This is a genomic window from Rhizobium binae, assembly GCF_017357225.1.
In the GTDB taxonomy this organism is placed as follows: domain Bacteria; phylum Pseudomonadota; class Alphaproteobacteria; order Rhizobiales; family Rhizobiaceae; genus Rhizobium; species Rhizobium binae.
The window spans coordinates 3,974,749-3,990,019 of sequence record NZ_CP071604.1; the positions used below are offsets into that span (position 1 = coordinate 3,974,749).

At 61.3% G+C, this 15,271-nt stretch carries 16 protein-coding genes; 10 read left to right on the plus strand and 6 right to left on the minus strand.

All coding sequences use genetic code 11. The annotated features are described in order from the left end of the window. The first annotated feature begins 7 nt into the window (after window positions 1–7). On the plus strand, window positions 8–1,504 hold the full coding sequence (gene lysS / locus J2J99_RS19395; RefSeq protein WP_168301242.1) for a lysine--tRNA ligase: 1,497 nt from the start codon (window positions 8–10) through the stop codon (window positions 1,502–1,504). Between the two features lie 64 nt (window positions 1,505–1,568). Here lysS and J2J99_RS19400 read toward each other — a convergent pair whose 3' ends face one another. After that, window positions 1,569–2,312: a hypothetical protein gene (locus J2J99_RS19400; RefSeq protein ID WP_168301243.1), complete on the minus strand. Its 744-nt coding sequence runs from the start codon at window positions 2,310–2,312 to the stop codon at window positions 1,569–1,571. Between the two features lie 178 nt (window positions 2,313–2,490). Here J2J99_RS19400 and J2J99_RS19405 point away from each other — a divergent pair, with 178 nt between their 5' ends. From J2J99_RS19405 to J2J99_RS19435, 7 genes are all read left to right on the plus strand, one after another. Next, complete coding sequence (locus J2J99_RS19405; RefSeq protein ID WP_038691418.1) at window positions 2,491–3,399, plus strand: LysR family transcriptional regulator; 909 nt, start codon at window positions 2,491–2,493, stop codon at window positions 3,397–3,399. Window positions 3,400–3,519: 120 nt separating this feature from the next. Beyond that, window positions 3,520–4,680 (plus strand): ABC transporter substrate-binding protein, encoded by a 1,161-nt coding sequence (locus tag J2J99_RS19410; RefSeq protein WP_168301284.1) that lies wholly within the window; start codon window positions 3,520–3,522, stop codon window positions 4,678–4,680. A 232-nt stretch (window positions 4,681–4,912) separates the two neighbouring features. Next, on the plus strand, window positions 4,913–5,899 hold the full coding sequence (locus J2J99_RS19415; protein ID WP_168301244.1) for an ABC transporter ATP-binding protein: 987 nt from the start codon (window positions 4,913–4,915) through the stop codon (window positions 5,897–5,899). After that, complete coding sequence (locus J2J99_RS19420) at window positions 5,896–6,858, plus strand: ABC transporter permease (protein WP_168301245.1); 963 nt, start codon at window positions 5,896–5,898, stop codon at window positions 6,856–6,858. Before J2J99_RS19415 ends, J2J99_RS19420 begins: the two co-directional genes overlap by 4 nt. Next, the gene (locus J2J99_RS19425; protein ID WP_168301246.1) at window positions 6,848–7,660 is read left to right on the plus strand and encodes an ABC transporter permease; all 813 of its coding nucleotides are present in this window, start codon (window positions 6,848–6,850) and stop codon (window positions 7,658–7,660) included. Before J2J99_RS19420 ends, J2J99_RS19425 begins: the two co-directional genes overlap by 11 nt. Window positions 7,661–7,673: 13 nt before the next feature. Next, complete coding sequence (locus J2J99_RS19430) at window positions 7,674–9,101, plus strand: gamma-aminobutyraldehyde dehydrogenase (protein ID WP_168301247.1); 1,428 nt, start codon at window positions 7,674–7,676, stop codon at window positions 9,099–9,101. Between the two features lie 190 nt (window positions 9,102–9,291). Next, window positions 9,292–9,465 carry a DUF1328 domain-containing protein gene (locus J2J99_RS19435; RefSeq protein ID WP_004678026.1) on the plus strand — a complete coding sequence of 58 codons (174 nt, stop codon included), beginning with the start codon at window positions 9,292–9,294 and terminating at the stop codon, window positions 9,463–9,465. Window positions 9,466–9,532: 67 nt separating this feature from the next. Here the strand turns inward: J2J99_RS19435 and J2J99_RS19440 are convergent, their stop codons facing one another. The 3 genes from J2J99_RS19440 to J2J99_RS19450 form a co-directional block, all read right to left on the minus strand. Continuing rightward, a complete protein-coding gene (locus tag J2J99_RS19440; protein ID WP_168301248.1) occupies window positions 9,533–9,976 on the minus strand; it encodes a DoxX family protein in 444 nt (147 codons plus the stop codon). A 62-nt stretch (window positions 9,977–10,038) separates the two neighbouring features. Next, window positions 10,039–10,503 carry a tetratricopeptide repeat protein gene (locus J2J99_RS19445; protein ID WP_205919159.1) on the minus strand — a complete coding sequence of 155 codons (465 nt, stop codon included), beginning with the start codon at window positions 10,501–10,503 and terminating at the stop codon, window positions 10,039–10,041. A gap of 20 nt (window positions 10,504–10,523) precedes the next feature. Then, a complete protein-coding gene (locus tag J2J99_RS19450; protein ID WP_168301249.1) occupies window positions 10,524–11,498 on the minus strand; it encodes an MBL fold metallo-hydrolase in 975 nt (324 codons plus the stop codon). 299 nt (window positions 11,499–11,797) lie between these two features. Here J2J99_RS19450 and J2J99_RS19455 point away from each other — a divergent pair, with 299 nt between their 5' ends. After that, the gene (locus J2J99_RS19455; protein WP_168301250.1) at window positions 11,798–12,535 is read left to right on the plus strand and encodes a sigma-70 family RNA polymerase sigma factor; all 738 of its coding nucleotides are present in this window, start codon (window positions 11,798–11,800) and stop codon (window positions 12,533–12,535) included. Continuing rightward, window positions 12,532–13,332 carry an anti-sigma factor family protein gene (locus tag J2J99_RS19460; protein WP_168301251.1) on the plus strand — a complete coding sequence of 267 codons (801 nt, stop codon included), beginning with the start codon at window positions 12,532–12,534 and terminating at the stop codon, window positions 13,330–13,332. Before J2J99_RS19455 ends, J2J99_RS19460 begins: the two co-directional genes overlap by 4 nt. Here the strand turns inward: J2J99_RS19460 and J2J99_RS19465 are convergent. Beyond that, the gene (locus J2J99_RS19465; RefSeq protein ID WP_168301252.1) at window positions 13,329–13,997 is read right to left on the minus strand and encodes a DUF1345 domain-containing protein; all 669 of its coding nucleotides are present in this window, start codon (window positions 13,995–13,997) and stop codon (window positions 13,329–13,331) included. The two genes, J2J99_RS19460 and J2J99_RS19465, sit on opposite strands and share 4 nt — an antisense overlap. Window positions 13,998–14,089: 92 nt before the next feature. Further along, window positions 14,090–15,055 carry a transaldolase gene (gene tal, locus J2J99_RS19470; protein WP_168301253.1) on the minus strand — a complete coding sequence of 322 codons (966 nt, stop codon included), beginning with the start codon at window positions 15,053–15,055 and terminating at the stop codon, window positions 14,090–14,092. Window positions 15,056–15,271 lie beyond the last annotated feature (216 nt).

The window sequence follows — 15,271 nt, forward strand, 5'->3', positions numbered from 1 at the left end:
TTCGACAGTGGCTGACAACAAGACCGAAAACACTCTTTCCTCCGACGCGACTGAGGTGCGCGCCCAGAAGCTGAAGCTGCTGCGCGAGCAGATCGGCGACGTCTATCCGGCGCATTTCCACCGGACGATGACCAATGCCGAGCTCGGCGCCAAATACGAATCCCTGGAACCGGATGTCGAGACGCAGGATGTCGTCACCGTCGCCGGCCGCGTCTATTCCTCGCGCAACTCCGGCATGTTCATGGATATCCATGACGCCTCGGGCAAGATCCAGATCTTCTCGCATAAGGACGTCACCGGCGAGGAAGCCCGCGCCCTGCTGCCGATGATCGATATCGGCGATATCATCGGCGTCACCGGCATCGTGCGCCGCACCAAGCGCGGTGAGCTGACGATCAACGCCCAGAAGATCGAGATGCTGACCAAGTCGCTGCTGCCGATGCCGGAGAAGTGGCACGGCCTCTCCGACATCGAGCTGCGTTATCGCAAGCGCCATCTCGATATCATGACCAACGAGGATTCGAAGCTGCGTTTCCAGCAACGCTCCAAGATCGTCTCCGGCATCCGCCGTTTCATGGAAAATGACGGCTTCATGGAAGTCGAGACGCCGATGCTGCAATCGATCTATGGCGGCGCCACCGCCGAGCCGTTCAAGACGCATCACAACACGCTGAAGCTCGACATGTATCTGCGCATCGCGCCGGAACTGTTCCTGAAGCGCACGCTGGTCTCGGGCCTCACCGACAAGGTCTTCGAAATCAACCGCAACTTCCGTAATGAAGGCGTATCCACCCGGCACAATCCTGAATTCACGATGATGGAGTGCTATTGGGCCTATGCCGACTACGAGGACATGATGGATCTCGTCGAGCGGCTGTTCGAGACCCTGGCGCTCTCCATTCACGGCACGACCGAATTCGACTTCGGCGACAAGCGGTTGTCCTTCAAGGGACCGTTCAAGCGCGTGCCGATGCCCGATGCCGTGAAGGAAGCGACCGGCATCGATTTCCTGGCGATCAAGACCGATGAGGAAGCCCGCGCCGCCGCCCAGGCTGCCGGCTTCGCGGTCGAGAAGGATTGGACCTGGGGCGAATGCCTTGCCTTCATCTTCGAGGAGAAGGTCGAAGCCACGCTGATCCAGCCGTCCCACGTCACGCATTTCCCGAAGGACATCTCGCCCTTCGCTAAGGAAGTGCCGGGCGAGCCGCGCCTGGTCGAGCGCTTCGAAACCTATTGCAACGCCTGGGAACTCGGCAACGCCTTCTCGGAACTCAACGATCCCGAAGAGCAGCGCCGCCGCATGGTCGAGCAGCTGGAACAGGCCCATGCCCGCGGCGAAAAGGAAAAGCAGTTGGACGAGGAATTCCTCGATGCGATCGACCAGGGCATGCCGCCCGCCGGCGGTCTCGGCATCGGCGTCGACCGTCTGATCATGCTTCTGACCAACGCGCCGTCGATCCGCGACGTGATCCTTTTCCCGGCCCGCCGCAACAAGGCCGACTGACGGGAAGAGACATTGGGATGACGAAGCGGGGCGCCTCCGGCGCTCCGTTTTTTATGCTCTCTGGTCAGTGTGTCTTCGCGGGCGCGGTTTCCGGCGGCTCTTGGGCGGGTGCCTCCGCCACGACATCGGCGCTGGCGCCCTCGGGGGCCGGCGCCGCTTCGCTTTCGGGCGCCGATGCTGCGCCATGCGCGCCGCCTGCGGCCTTCCTGCCCTTTTCTTCGCTTTTGGTCGAGCCGACGGCGACCGGGTCGACGCAATCCTCGGGATCCTTGAAGCCGGCGCTGATCATGGCGATCTCATCCGCCGGCAAGTCGATCCGCTCGCCGAAGAACAGCCCGTTTTCGCTGGCCTTGCCGTCATAGTAGCGCGCCGTATAGGGCTTGTCGTCGAGACCGGGAACCGTCTTGTCGGGATGCGGGATGAAGACGACATCGGCGCCGATCGCCCGGCCGCGAATGTCGGCGCGCAGCGTCGGCCCGTTCTCGTCGAGCACCACAACCTGCACCAGATCCGGTTTTTGCGCGGCATAGACGGCCTGGGCGACACGCAGCGCGGTCCTGACCCGCGTCATTCCGTCGGTCGGTTCAGTCTTGATGTATTTCCGCACCCAGACGTGATCCTGCTTCTTGATCGTCACCAGATTGACGTCGGAGCATTCGAGTCCGTAGCCGCTGCCCGAGACACCGATCAGCCTGTCCTTGCCGACATAAAGCGCCGCACCACCGGAAACGCCCGCCAGAAGCGCGACGCCACCGATGATGATTGCCAATTTCCGGGAAGGCCGGAATATGCGCAGTAAGGCCTTCACGCCAACTGCTCCGCCATCTCAAACTCCAACGCAGGACAGGTGCTGAGATGCTAGAGAAATGACGTTTCCGAAAGTTTAAGTGAGTATGCCAGGCCTGCTCCATTTTGAAAAAAGACCAAAAAAGGTCCGCCTTTTTCAACCGCTTGCCACGACACATTCCGCCATGCTCTAAACGCCCATGGCCTTCACGCTTCGCCAGATCCAATATTTTGTCGCCGTCGCCGAACAAGGTTCGGTAACACGCGCCGCGCAGAACCTTTCGATCTCGCAATCCTCGGTGACGGAGGCGCTGAAGGAGCTCGAAACCGACCTCGGCGTCGAGCTCTTCGAGCGCCATCCGCGCGGCCTGACGATCACCCACAACGGACACCAGTTCCTCCGTCACGCGACCAAGATCCTCGCCTCCGTCTCCGATGCGCGCACCAGCTTCTCCGGTCGGCAGAGCGCCCTTTCCGGCACGTTGAACATCGGCGTCACCTCGCTGGTCGCCGGCTACGTGCTCTCCGACTTGCTGGCGCGATACCGGCGCGCCTGTCCAGGAGTCGAGGTCAGTGCGATCGAGGACAATGGCGGCTATCTCGAGCATCTCCTGGTGGGCGGCGAACTCGATGTCGCCGTCATGGTGATCTCAAACCTGCGCGACCGCATGGCGCTGCAGGCGGAAATCCTCGAAACCTCGCCCTATCGCCTATGGCTGCCGATGGGCCATCCGCTGGTCTCGGCCGATATCATCTCGGTCGCCGATATCGCCCGCGAACCGCTGATCATGCTGACGGTCGACGAAATCGAGGAAAATACCGGCAAGCTGCTGTCGGCACTCGGCGCCCGCCCGCATGTCGCCTTCCGCACCCGCTCGGTGGAGGCGGTGCGCAGCCTGGTTGCAACGGGCGCCGGCGTCGCGCTGCTTCCCGATCTCGTCTACCGCCCGTGGTCGCTGGAAGGCGACCGCATCGAGAGCCGCGACGTCTCCGGCTCGCTGCCGGTCGTGCAGGTCGGCATGGTCTGGCGCAAGGGTTCCAGCCTGCCGCAGGCGGCGCGCGATTTCGTCGGGATCGCCGAAAGCATGCGCTCCGGCCGCATGCGTTGATATCGGAATTTCCGATATCGCCTTTCTGATAAATGAATTTGCGAAAGCGGCTTTTTCGGCTCACCTTCATAACCGGGAACGAACGGCCACGAAAAGTGGCACCAAACCGGGAGACGGATGATGACGAATCTCTTGAAATCCTGCACGGCGGGACTCGCCTGCCTGAGCTTCGCGACGCAGGTGATCGCCGCCGAACCGCTGAAGGCGCTCGGCAAGGGCGAAGGTGCGGTCAGCATCGTCGCCTGGGCCGGCTATATCGAACGCGGCGAAACCGACAAGAATTATGACTGGGTCACCGGCTTCGAAAAGGAGACCGGCTGCACGGTCTCCGTCAAGACCGCCGCGACCTCGGATGAAATGGTGTCGCTGATGAACGAGGGCGGCTTCGATCTCGTCACCGCATCGGGCGACGCGTCGCTCCGCCTCATCGCCGGCAAGCGTGTGCAGCCGATCAATACCGACCTGATTCCGAGCTTCAAGAATGTCGACGAGCGCCTGCAGAACGGCGCCTGGTATACGGTCGGCGGCGTGCATTACGGCGTGCCCTATCTCTGGGGGCCGAATGTGCTGATGTATAATACCGATGCCTTCAAGGATAAGGCGCCGACCAGTTGGAACGTCGTCTTCGAGGAGCAGACGCTGCCCGACGGCAAATCGAACAAGGGCCGCGTCCAGGCCTATGACGGCGCGATCTACATTGCCGACGCGGCTATCTATCTGATGGCCCACAAGCCGGATCTCGGCATCAAGGACCCTTACGACCTGACCGAGGATCAGTACAAGGCCGCCCTCGACCTGCTGCGCGGCCAGCGCAAACTGGTCTCCCGCTATTGGCACGACGCGATGATCCAGATCGACGACTTCAAGAACGAAGGCGTCGTCGCCTCCGGCTCCTGGCCCTTCCAGGTGAACCTGCTGCAGGCCGACAAACAGAAGATCGCCTCCACCTTCCCGGAGGAAGGCGTCACCGGCTGGGCCGACACCACCATGCTGCACGCCGACAGCGAACACCCGAACTGCGCCTATATGTGGATGGAACATTCGCTGCAGGCCAAGGTCCAGGGCGACGCCGCCGCCTGGTTCGGCGCCGTCCCCTCCGTTCCCGCCGCCTGCAAGGGCAATGAACTGATGGGCGATACCGGCTGCGCCACCAACGGCTTCGATCACTTCGACAAGATCAAGTTCTGGAAGACCCCGGTCGCCAAATGCGCGACGCAGAGCGAATGCGTGCCGTACCATCGCTGGGTGTCCGATTATATCGGCGTGATCGGCGGGCGGTGAGCTAATTCCCCTTCTCCCCGGCGGGGAGAAGATGTCCGAGGGACAGATGAGGGGTGAGCGACGAGGGAGCCAACGACCGAGCCAAGCGAGATCGTGCATGTCTCACCGTCCCCTCTCATCCGACCCTTCGGGTGTCACCTTCTCCCCGCCGGGGAGAAGAGGGAGCCCAGCGCTTCCACGGTGTTCAGCTCTCCAATCAGGGAGAAGCCAGATGACAATATCCGGAGCTCCAATGACGTCCGCCGTCCGTTTCCAGCAGGTATCGCGCCATTTCGGCCAGGTTCGCGCCGTAGACGGCGTCGATCTCGAGATCGCGCCGGGCGAATTCTTCGCCATGCTCGGCCCCTCCGGCTCCGGCAAGACGACCTGCCTGAGACTGATCGCCGGCTTCGAGCAGCCGACCGCCGGCCACATCCAGATCTTCGGCGAGACGGCCGACGGCGTTCCGCCCTATCGCCGCAACGTCAACACCGTGTTCCAGGACTATGCGCTCTTCCCGCATCTCAACATTCTCGACAATGTCGCTTACGGGCTGATGGTCAGGGGCGTTGCCAAGGCGGAGCGGATGAAGGCCGCGGCCGATGCCCTGGAGCTCGTCAAACTGCCGGGCTACGGCGCCCGCCGCCCCGGTCAATTGTCCGGCGGCCAGCGGCAGCGTGTGGCGCTTGCCCGCGCGCTCGTCAATAAGCCGAAAGTGCTGCTGCTCGACGAGCCGCTCGGCGCGCTTGACCTGAAGCTGCGCGAGCAGATGCAGGAGGAATTGAAGAGCCTGCAGCGCGCGCTCGGCATCACCTTCGTCTTCGTCACGCATGACCAGGGCGAAGCATTGTCCATGGCCGATCGTGTCGCCGTCTTCAACAATGGCAACATCGTCCAGGAAGGCACGCCGCAAGATATCTACCGCCGCCCGAGGACCCGCTTCGTCGCCGATTTCGTCGGCTCCTCGAATGTGATTGCGCCGGATCTGATGGCCGCGCTCGGCGGCCAGAAACGCTGGGCGAGCCTGCGGCCAGAAGCGATCCGCCTGGCAGGCGACGGCATCGAGGCCACGGTCGAACATGCAAGCTTCCTCGGCGCCGCCACCCGTCTCGGCGTCGATCTCCGCGGCAGCCGGCTGCATGTGATGCTGCCGGCCGGCGCGCCCGTACCTGATGTCGGCGCCGGTATCCGCCTCGCCTGGCAGCCGGCCGATATCCACTATATGGACGATGCGGCATGACGGCGCTCACCCTCTCCAGCGCCAAGACATCGATCCTGCCGGGACGCAGCGGGCTCTTCGGCCGGATGTCGGACGTCTTCTGGCGGCACCCGAAGCTCCTACTCTTCCTGATGCTGACGCCGCCGCTGCTCTGGCTCGGCATCATCTATATCGGCTCGCTGATCGCCCTGCTCTTGCAGAGCTTCTTTTCGATCGACGATTTTTCCGGCCTGGTGAATTACGAATTCACCCTTGCGACCTACGCCCAGCTTCTGAGCCCGACGAATTTCGACATCATCATCCGCACTGTCGTGATGGCCGCTCTCGTCACCATTGTTGCCGCACTGATCGCCTTTCCGATCGCCTATTACGCGGCCCGCTATGCGCAGGGCAAATGGAAGGCACTCTTTTACCTCGGCGTCATGCTGCCGCTGTGGTCAAGCTATCTCGTCAAGGTCTACGCCTGGAAGCTGATCCTCGCCAAGGAAGGCATCCTCACCTGGATCTTCGAGAAGCTCCATCTCGCCTGGCTGCTCGACGGCATCCTCAATCTGCCCGTGGTCGGCGGCAATTCGCTCTCCGTAAGCTACCTCGGCACCTTCATCGTCTTCGTCTATATCTGGCTGCCTTATATGATCCTGCCGACCCAGGCGGCCCTCGAGCGCGTTCCCGGCAATCTGATCGAGGCCTCGGCGGATCTCGGCGCCACGCCGCGCCAGACCTTCCGCACCGTGCTTCTGCCTCTGGCGCTGCCCGGCATCGTCGCCGGTTCGATCTTCACCTTCTCGCTGACATTGGGCGATTACATCATCCCGCAGATCATCGGCTCGTCCAGGCTGTTCATCGGCCAGGCCGTATACGCCCAGCAGGGAACGGCCGGCAACGTGCCGCTCGCTGCCGCCTTCTCCGTCGTGCCGATCGTCATCATGGCGCTTTATCTGTCGCTCGCCAAAAAGCTGGGGGCTTTCGATGCGCTCTGACTTCAAGACATCGCCGCTGGCCTTGAAGATCGCCGCCGCCGGCGGGTTGCTCTTCCTGCACCTGCCGATCCTGCTGATCTTCGTTTATGCCTTCACGACGGAGGAAAAGAGCTATCAATGGCCGCCGCCCGGCCTGACGCTGCAATGGTTCGCCGTCGCCTGGAACCGGCCGGACGTCTGGTCAGCGCTTGGCCTTTCCGTGCAGGTCGCCGTCATCGCCACCGCGATCGCGCTCATTCTCGGCACGCTCTGCGCGGCAGCCGTCAGCCAGACGAAATTCTTCGGCAGAGAGGCGATCTCGCTGCTGGTCATCCTGCCGATCGCGCTTCCCGGCATCATCACCGGCATTGCGCTGCGCTCCGCCTTCAGCCTGTTCGACATCCCCTTTTCGGTCTGGACCATCGTGCTCGGCCACGCCACCTTCTGCGTGGTCGTCGTCTATAACAATGCGGTCGCCCGCTTCCGCCGCACCTCGGGTTCGCTGATCGAGGCCTCGATGGATCTCGGCGCCGACGGCTTCCAGACGTTCCGCCATGTCGTCCTGCCGAATATCGGCACCGCCCTTCTGGCCGGCGGCATGCTGGCTTTCGCGCTTTCCTTTGACGAGGTCATCGTCACCACCTTCACCGGCGGCCAGCAATCGACCTTGCCGATCTGGATGCTCGAAGAACTCATTCGCCCGCGCCAGCGCCCGGTCACCAATGTGGTCGCCATGGTCGTCGTGCTGGTCACCTTCCTGCCGATCCTGGCAGCCTATTACCTCACCCGCGACGGCGACCAGATCGCCGGCGCCGGCAAATAACAGGGAGAACATCATGGATACCCAGATGCTGATCGGTTCGCGCTTCGAAAAAGGCACGGAGACGGAAGAGCACATTCTGAATCCGAAGACCGGCGAGACAGTGATCGATCTTCCCGAAGCCTCGCTGTCTCAGATCGACGACGCCGTTAATGCCGCCGAAAAGGCCTTCGCCGGCTGGTCGCAGACAACGCCGGGTGAGCGTTCCGGTTATCTTCTGAAGATCGCCGACGCCATCGAGAAGGATGCCGCAGCCTTCGCTGCGCTGGAGGCGTTGAATTGCGGCAAGCCGATCAAATCGGTGCTGAACGACGAAATCCCGGCGATCATCGATTGTTATCGCTTCTTCGCGGGCGCCGTGCGCAACCTGCACGCACCGGCCGCCGGCGAATATCTGCCCGGCCACACCTCGATGATCCGCCGCGATCCGATCGGCATTGTCGGCTCGATCGCGCCGTGGAATTATCCGCTGATGATGATGGCCTGGAAGCTGGCGCCGGCGATCGCCGGCGGCAATACCGTCGTCTTCAAGCCTTCCGAGCAGACGCCGCTGACGGCGCTGAAAATGGCCAAGCTGCTCTCCGAAATCCTGCCCGAAGGCGTCGTCAATGTCATCCTCGGCCGAGGCGAAAGCGTCGGCAACGCGCTGATCAATCATGCCAAGATCGGCATGATCTCGATTACAGGCGATATCGCCACGGGCAAAAAGGTGCTGCAGGCGGCCGCCAAAACGGTCAAGCGCACCCATCTGGAACTGGGCGGCAAAGCCCCGGTCATCGTCTTCGACGATGCCGATATCGATGCCGTCGTCTCAGGCATCCGCACCTTCGGCTATTACAATGCCGGCCAGGACTGCACCGCCGCCTGCCGCGTCTATGCCGATGCCAGGGTCTACGACAATTTTGTCGCCGATCTCTCCTCGGCCGTCTCCAGCATCCGCTTCAACCAGACCGACGACACCCTAAACGAGATCGGCCCGCTGATCTCCAGGCGCCAGCGCGACCGTGTCGAAAGCTTCGTCGCCCGCGCTTCCGAACACAAGCATATGGAGATCACCACCGGCGGCAAGGTCTCCGGCGACAAGGGTTTCTTCTTCACGCCGACAGTCATCGCCGGCGCGCTGCAGGACGATGAGATCGTCCGCCGCGAGGTCTTCGGCCCGGTCGTCTCGGTCACCCGCTTTTCCGATGCCGATGATGCGGTCGCCTGGGCAAACGACAGCGATTACGGCCTGGCCTCCTCGGTGTGGACCAAGGATGTCGGCCGCGGCATGAAGACGGCCGCCCGGCTGCAATATGGCTGCACCTGGATCAACACGCATTTCATGCTGGTCAACGAGATGCCGCATGGCGGCCTCAAACAGTCGGGCTATGGCAAGGACCTGTCGACCTATGCTCTAGAGGACTACACCGCGGTGCGCCATGTGATGATCAATCACGGCTGACGGCGTAAGGAAGGATCTGGGGAGGCTCGGGCGGTCTGGCTGTAAGCGCCCGTAACTGCCGATCGCTGCGCAAGCTATTGTCCGGCGATATCGAGACCTCCACCAGCATCATCCGGCCGATCGCCTGCCGACGGTATGGAACAATTTCCCGGCTGCCGCGTCTTCTGAGGCAAAAGCAAAGGATGACGCTATGCTGAAATGGGCTCTGATATTCTTCGTGATTTCGATCATCGCCGGTTTCTTCGGTTTTTCCGGTGTTTCCGCAGCCACGGCGACCATCGCCCGCGTGCTCTTCGGCATCGCGCTGGTGATCTTCCTGATCTTCCTGGTTCTCGCGCTCATGGCCGGTCAGGCGGTCTTGTAGACCTCCACATCGCGATAGTCTTGGCGCGGCTATTTTCGAGACAGCACTCACGTTCGCAATGAGTTCGCTACATCGCCGCCCTTAGCCAAGCAGGCATGCCGGCTGTCCGCTGTTTCAGCAGATTGTCGATGGATATCGACCCCGCGCCGCAAGCTGCCAGGACGAACATCCCGCCGGCAATCGCCAGATCCTTCTCGAAATGCAGGAGCTCGTTCTGGCTGGCAAAATTCGTGTGAAACAGTAAGGCGGTCGCCAGGCAGAAAAATGCCAGTGCAAGTGCACCAAGCCGGCTGAGGAAACCCGCCGCCACGGAAAGGCCGGCGCCGAGCTGAAGTGCAATGACAGCAAATGCAACCGGCGCGGCAAGCCCTAGTTTTGCGAAAGTGTCGACGGTCGCGCTGATATCTGATGCGAGCACCGAACCTTCATGCAGGAAGATCAGCGACAGGAGCAGCCTGCCCAGGAGAAGAATGAAATCGGCCGGTTGAAACCGGCTTGAGGCGCTATGCATCACACCCTCCGATTTGCGGAGAACAGGCGGCTTGGCCGCCCGTGCTCGCGTTCATGTACTCGTCACTTGCCACCTTTGGCAGCGATGGCCTTTTGCAGGTCTTCGAGTTCTTCGCAGCCGCTTGGGCAAAGTTGCTTCAGCGATGCTACCTGCTCCTTCGCCTTCGCCATCTCGTCTGTTTCGACATAGAGCTCGCCGAGATATTCACGCGCCGCCTTGTGATCGGGTCGAAGCTCAAGTGCTTTGGTGTAGTAAGTCAGCGACGTTCTGTAGTCGCCGGTCTTGCGCAGCGTATACCCCATGAGATTATAGATATCTGCCTGTTGGTTGTCTTCGGCAAGACCGCGAAGCTCCGCCAGGGCGCCGGCATAATCCTTGGCATCGATCTTGGCGCGCACCGACGTCAAATCGGGAGCGTCCGTCGATTCCATATTATCGACAGCAAAAGCGGGAAGCGCCGTGACGGCGGAGAAACCGGCGGACGTGGCGCAGAGCCAGATGAATCCGAGAATTAGATATTTCATCATGATGATCTCCATTCGGCCTTTCAGGCCTGAACTGTCGGCATAAAGCCGTAGGCGCTTCCATCCTTGACGAAGGTGCCCGAGCCGGGAAAGGGGAAATGCGAGCCGCAAATGGCGATATTGTCGGCAATGATGCGGTCGATGAGACGGCGGCGCGTGTCGATAGCCGCCGGCCCATCCTGATCATAACTGCCCTGCCAGGCGGGGTGCGGCGCGAGCAGCGCTGGCACATACATGATATCGGCCGAGACAAGCAGTTGCTTGTTGCCGGAGGCGACAAGATAGGTCGAATGACCCGGCGTGTGTCCGGGAGCGGCAAGAAGCCGAACCCCCGGCGAAACCTCGGCCCCGTCATCCACCAGTTTCCAGTTCTTCCATTTCGGGAAGACCTCGGCGATGCGCTTGCCGGCTGGCCTGCGGCTTTCCGCAAGTTTCTCGACCCGACCAGGTTCCATCCACCAATTGTATTCGATGGCATTAACGATGAGTTCGGCGTTCGGAAAGACGGGATCGTTGGTTCCCTTTTCCATCAATCCCCAGACGTGATCCGGGTGAAAATGCGAGAGCATGATCGTGTCGATCCTCTTATAATCGATGCCGGCGGCTGCCATATTCGCCGGCAGATGTGTGGCATTTGCCTGCCATTGACCGACGCCCGAGCCGGCATCCATCATGATCAGCCGGTTGCCGAGTTTCAGGACGACCACCGTGAGCGGGATCGGCATGAATTCGGTGGTAAGCCCTGCCTTGGAAAGCGCCTCCTTAGTATCCTCGATCGAGGCATTCTTGATGAAGGTCGGGTCATGCGGTTTTTTCCAGATTCCGTCGTAGACCGCAGTGACCTCGACATCGCCGAGCTGATATTTGTAGAAGCCGACGGTCGGCTCCAGCGTTGTTGCGGCGAGCGCCGGCCCGACGAATTCGAGCTTCGACGACAGCCCGAATGCAGCGGCCGCGGCAGCCGATCCAAGGATGGCGCGACGTGACATGGTAAACATGGAATGCCTCCTCTTACCGATGAGATTTCAGCTGGCGAGGACCGCAATTGTTCGGATGCCCTCGCTGACGAACTAGATCGCCAGCCGGACGCGCTTATTCCCGATCTCTAGCGTCATTTATTCAAGCGATTGAAAAGACATCGTCATTTCTATCGTCCGCGGCCGACTATCCGGCCGCATGCAAATAAATTGGCTTCGGTTGGAATAAAACTGCGTGCCGGTCGGTCTAGATGGCAAGGGACCGCACTCCATGCCTGCGGAGTTTACCCTCAATTTCGGCTACTGTTGAGGCGGGGAGGATGATGACAGACGCCCGGATCACCTATTCCATCGCAAGCGAGTGGTTGCCACTGGCGTGGCACCATCGGAAGGACCGTATTCAGCCATCGCCACTGATCATGCTTCTCGACAGCGCGGCCCGATTGTTTCACCTGATGGTCTCGGACAAGGCGAGCGACAAGCGGGGCGTCTCGGCGGCCGACGCGACGGCACAGCATGAACTCATGCACCGCTTTCAGAGCGTGATCATTCCGCATCTTGACGCAGCCTATAATTTTGCCCGGTTCCTCAGTCGCGACGCGGATGCCGCGCAGGATATCGTCCAGGATGCGTTCCTGCGTGCCTTTCGCAACTTCGAGAGCTATCGCGGGGGCGATCCGCGCGCCTGGCTCTTTGCCATCGTGAGGAATTGCTGCCACGTCTGGCGCCAGCAGGATCGCCGCAAGGCTCGGTTCGAGCAGCATCTGAGCGATGGCGGCGACAACGAATCAGAAGAGTGCGAGATTGCCACGGAGGAAGATTCACCGGAGACGGCAACGATCCGGCGGAGCGAGCAGCAGGGTGTGCGCACGGTTATCAGCAAGCTTCCCGAGGCGATCCGAGAAATCCTTGTCTTGCGCGAGCTTGAGGATCTCTCCTACCGGCAGATCGCCGAGGTCATCGACGCGCCGATTGGTACGGTCATGTCGCGGCTTGCCAGGGCGCGCCACGAGTTTGGCGAGGCCTGGGACGCATATCAAAAGCGAGGCGGCAGATGAGTGAGGCCCCTCGGAAAGGCTGCTCGGAATGGCGCGTCATGCTGCATGGCTTTGTCGACGGCGAGCTCGATTCCGTCCACGCGGCACAGCTCGAAGATCACCTTGCCACCTGTGCAGATTGCCGGGCGGAGATGGAAAAGGTCCAAGCCGTGAGAGAGATCATCCATCAGAACGGCGTCAGATGGCGCCCGCCCGAAGCGCTGCGTTCGCATGTTCTGTCAATGCTGTCGTTTGAACAGGCTGTCGTGGCATCCAGCCTCCCGCAGACGCGTCAGGGCCCCGTATGGCGCAGCACCCTGGATTTCATCCGGCAATGGAGCTTCATTCCTTCGCTGGCGGTATTGGCGGCCAGCGCCTTCCTGTTCGTCAACGCGCCATCACAGACCGCGCTTCTGCAAGACCAGATCCTTTCCAGCCATATCAGGTCGATGATGGCTGACCATCTGACCGACGTGCTGACCTCGGATCAGCATACAGTAAAGCCATGGTTCAACGGCAAGCTCGATTTCTCGCCGCCGGTCAGCGACCTCTCTAAGGACGGCTTTCCGCTGATCGGCGGGCGTGTCGACTATATCGGCGGCCGTACCGTTGCCGCCATCGTTTATCGGCGTCACGGTCATATCATCAACCTGTTCGTTTGGCCTGCGGCATCGACCGCAGAGACCACGACGGTGCATGACGGCTACAACGTGACCCAATGGTCGGATGGCGGGCTTGCATTCTCGGCGATTTCTGATGTCGCCGCGAGCGATCTGGTCGAATTTGAGGTCCTGTTCAGAACAGCAGCGAGAGGCTAGAGCAGGCTCGCTCCGACATTGATCGCCAGCGCCACGATCGTCGTGTTGAACAGGAACGATAACACGGCATGCAGCAACGTGAGCTTGCGCATGCCGGTCGAGCTCACCGCAACATCTGCGGTCTGCGCGGCAACACCGATGGTGAACGAGAAATAGAGGAAGTCCCAATAGCCGGGCTCTTCGATTCCGTCGGGAAATTTGAGGCCACTCTCCGTGTCCGCGCCGCCGTAGAAATAATGGGCGTAGTGGATCGTGAAAAGCGTATGCAGAAACATCCAGGAGATCAGGATCGTCAGCACCGCAGCACCCGCTCGTGTCAGGACGACGTCGGGTGCCGCCTCCTTGATCGAATGGAGCTCGATGCCGATGCCGGCAATGCTGGCAATCGCAGCACCGATCGAAAGAGCCAGCAAGACGGTGTCGGAAAAGTCGAGATCCGCTGAGCGTTTCCGGATGCCCTCGACCGTCGCCCGCAGCATCTTGCGCCAGCTGAGTGCGACGAAAACGCCGGCGCTGACATTCCAGCCGAAAAGGATGTTGCCGGCGCTGATTTCCCGCGAGGTCACAGCCAAGTAGACTACCACCCCGGCGACAATGGCGATGATGAAGCTCGCATGCTTATAGGCAAGTGTCGCAAGCGAATTTGCCCGTTCCTCATCCGCCATATCGGCCTCCGACGGCATATGCCCTTGATAGCAGCGCGAAAAAGGCGCGCCTGCCAGCGGGCAGCCGCGCCTCCGATTGTTTGCCAGCGCGATCAGGCGGCGGCGAGCTGCAGTTCCTTCTGCACCATGGTGCGCAGCGTCGTCAGATCCTTGGCGAAGGCACGGATGCCTTCGGCGAGCTTTTCGGTCGCCATCGCGTCTTCGTTCATCATCCAGCGGAAGGTCTTCTCGTCGACCGAAACCTTGGCGTCGGGCTTGCGGCTCTCTGGCGAGAGCTTGCGCTCCAGCTTGCCTTCATCCTTGGAAAGTTCGTCGAGCAGGGCCGGGCTGATGGTCAGCCGGTCGCAGCCGGCAAGGGCTTCGATTTCGCCGGCATTGCGGAAGGAGGCGCCCATGACGATGGTCTTGATGTCGTTCGCCTTGTAATAGTTGTAGATGTCACGAACGGAAACGACGCCCGGATCTTCCTCGGCGGTGTAGTCCTTGCCGGTCGACTTCTTGTACCAGTCGAGAATGCGGCCGACGAAGGGCGAGATCAGGAACACCTTGGCATCGGCGCAAGCGATCGCCTGGGCCTTGCTGAAGAGAAGCGTCAGGTTGCAGTCGATGCCTTCCTTCTGCAGCACTTCGGCGGCGCGGATGCCCTCCCAGGTGGAAGCGAGCTTGATGAGAATGCGGTCCCGTTCGATGCCGCGATCCTTATAGGCGGCAATGATCGAGCGCGCCTTGGCGAGTGAAGCCTCGGTGTCGAAAGACAGGTCGGCGTCGACCTCGGTCGAGACGCGGCCGGGGACGAGCTTCACCAGTGCAGCGCCGACCGAGATGGCGAGGCGATCGGCGACGGCGGAGGAGACGGCTTCAGGATTGCCGCCCTGGGTCTTGCCCCAGGCGACGGCTTCCTTGATGGCGTCGGCAAACATCGGCGTGCCGAGCGCCTTCAGCACGATGCTCGGGTTCGTCGTGCAATCGACCGGCTTCAGGCGAGCGACAGCCTCGATGTCGCCGGTATCGGCAACGACGGTGGTAATCTCGCGGAGTTGGTCAAGCTTGGATGTCATGGTCAATAATCCTTGTTGAACTGCGACCGGCGCGAAATCCGCCCGGCAAAGGTGATCTACCGACAGGTTGTCTGCCTGCTGCAGGCGAAATGCGCACATCCGTCACGGATGTTTCATAAACGTGAAGGACAGTGGCCATGTTCCCGCGGGCAAACCGCACGCCGAACGCCAGCGATGCCGCCTGCGGCTCGAAGGCCGGTCGTGACTCTCGGCATG

What these genes read in the sequence shown, in the direction of transcription:
- J2J99_RS19405 (WP_038691418.1), top strand. Translation starts at nt 2,491, where the DNA reads ATGGCCTTCACGCTTCGCCAGATCCAATATTTTGTCGCCGTCGCCGAA.
- J2J99_RS19410 (WP_168301284.1), top strand. Translation starts at nt 3,520, where the DNA reads ATGACGAATCTCTTGAAATCCTGCACGGCGGGACTCGCCTGCCTGAGC.
- J2J99_RS19415 (WP_168301244.1), top strand. Translation starts at nt 4,913, where the DNA reads ATGACGTCCGCCGTCCGTTTCCAGCAGGTATCGCGCCATTTCGGCCAG.
- J2J99_RS19420 (WP_168301245.1), top strand. Translation starts at nt 5,896, where the DNA reads ATGACGGCGCTCACCCTCTCCAGCGCCAAGACATCGATCCTGCCGGGA.
- J2J99_RS19425 (WP_168301246.1), top strand. Translation starts at nt 6,848, where the DNA reads ATGCGCTCTGACTTCAAGACATCGCCGCTGGCCTTGAAGATCGCCGCC.
- J2J99_RS19430 (WP_168301247.1), top strand. Translation starts at nt 7,674, where the DNA reads ATGGATACCCAGATGCTGATCGGTTCGCGCTTCGAAAAAGGCACGGAG.
- J2J99_RS19435 (WP_004678026.1), top strand. Translation starts at nt 9,292, where the DNA reads ATGCTGAAATGGGCTCTGATATTCTTCGTGATTTCGATCATCGCCGGT.
- J2J99_RS19440 (WP_168301248.1), bottom strand. Translation starts at nt 9,976, where the DNA reads ATGCATAGCGCCTCAAGCCGGTTTCAACCGGCCGATTTCATTCTTCTC.
- J2J99_RS19445 (WP_205919159.1), bottom strand. Translation starts at nt 10,503, where the DNA reads ATGATGAAATATCTAATTCTCGGATTCATCTGGCTCTGCGCCACGTCC.
- J2J99_RS19450 (WP_168301249.1), bottom strand. Translation starts at nt 11,498, where the DNA reads ATGTTTACCATGTCACGTCGCGCCATCCTTGGATCGGCTGCCGCGGCC.
- J2J99_RS19455 (WP_168301250.1), top strand. Translation starts at nt 11,798, where the DNA reads ATGATGACAGACGCCCGGATCACCTATTCCATCGCAAGCGAGTGGTTG.
- J2J99_RS19460 (WP_168301251.1), top strand. Translation starts at nt 12,532, where the DNA reads ATGAGTGAGGCCCCTCGGAAAGGCTGCTCGGAATGGCGCGTCATGCTG.
- J2J99_RS19465 (WP_168301252.1), bottom strand. Translation starts at nt 13,997, where the DNA reads ATGGCGGATGAGGAACGGGCAAATTCGCTTGCGACACTTGCCTATAAG.
- tal (WP_168301253.1), bottom strand. Translation starts at nt 15,055, where the DNA reads ATGACATCCAAGCTTGACCAACTCCGCGAGATTACCACCGTCGTTGCC.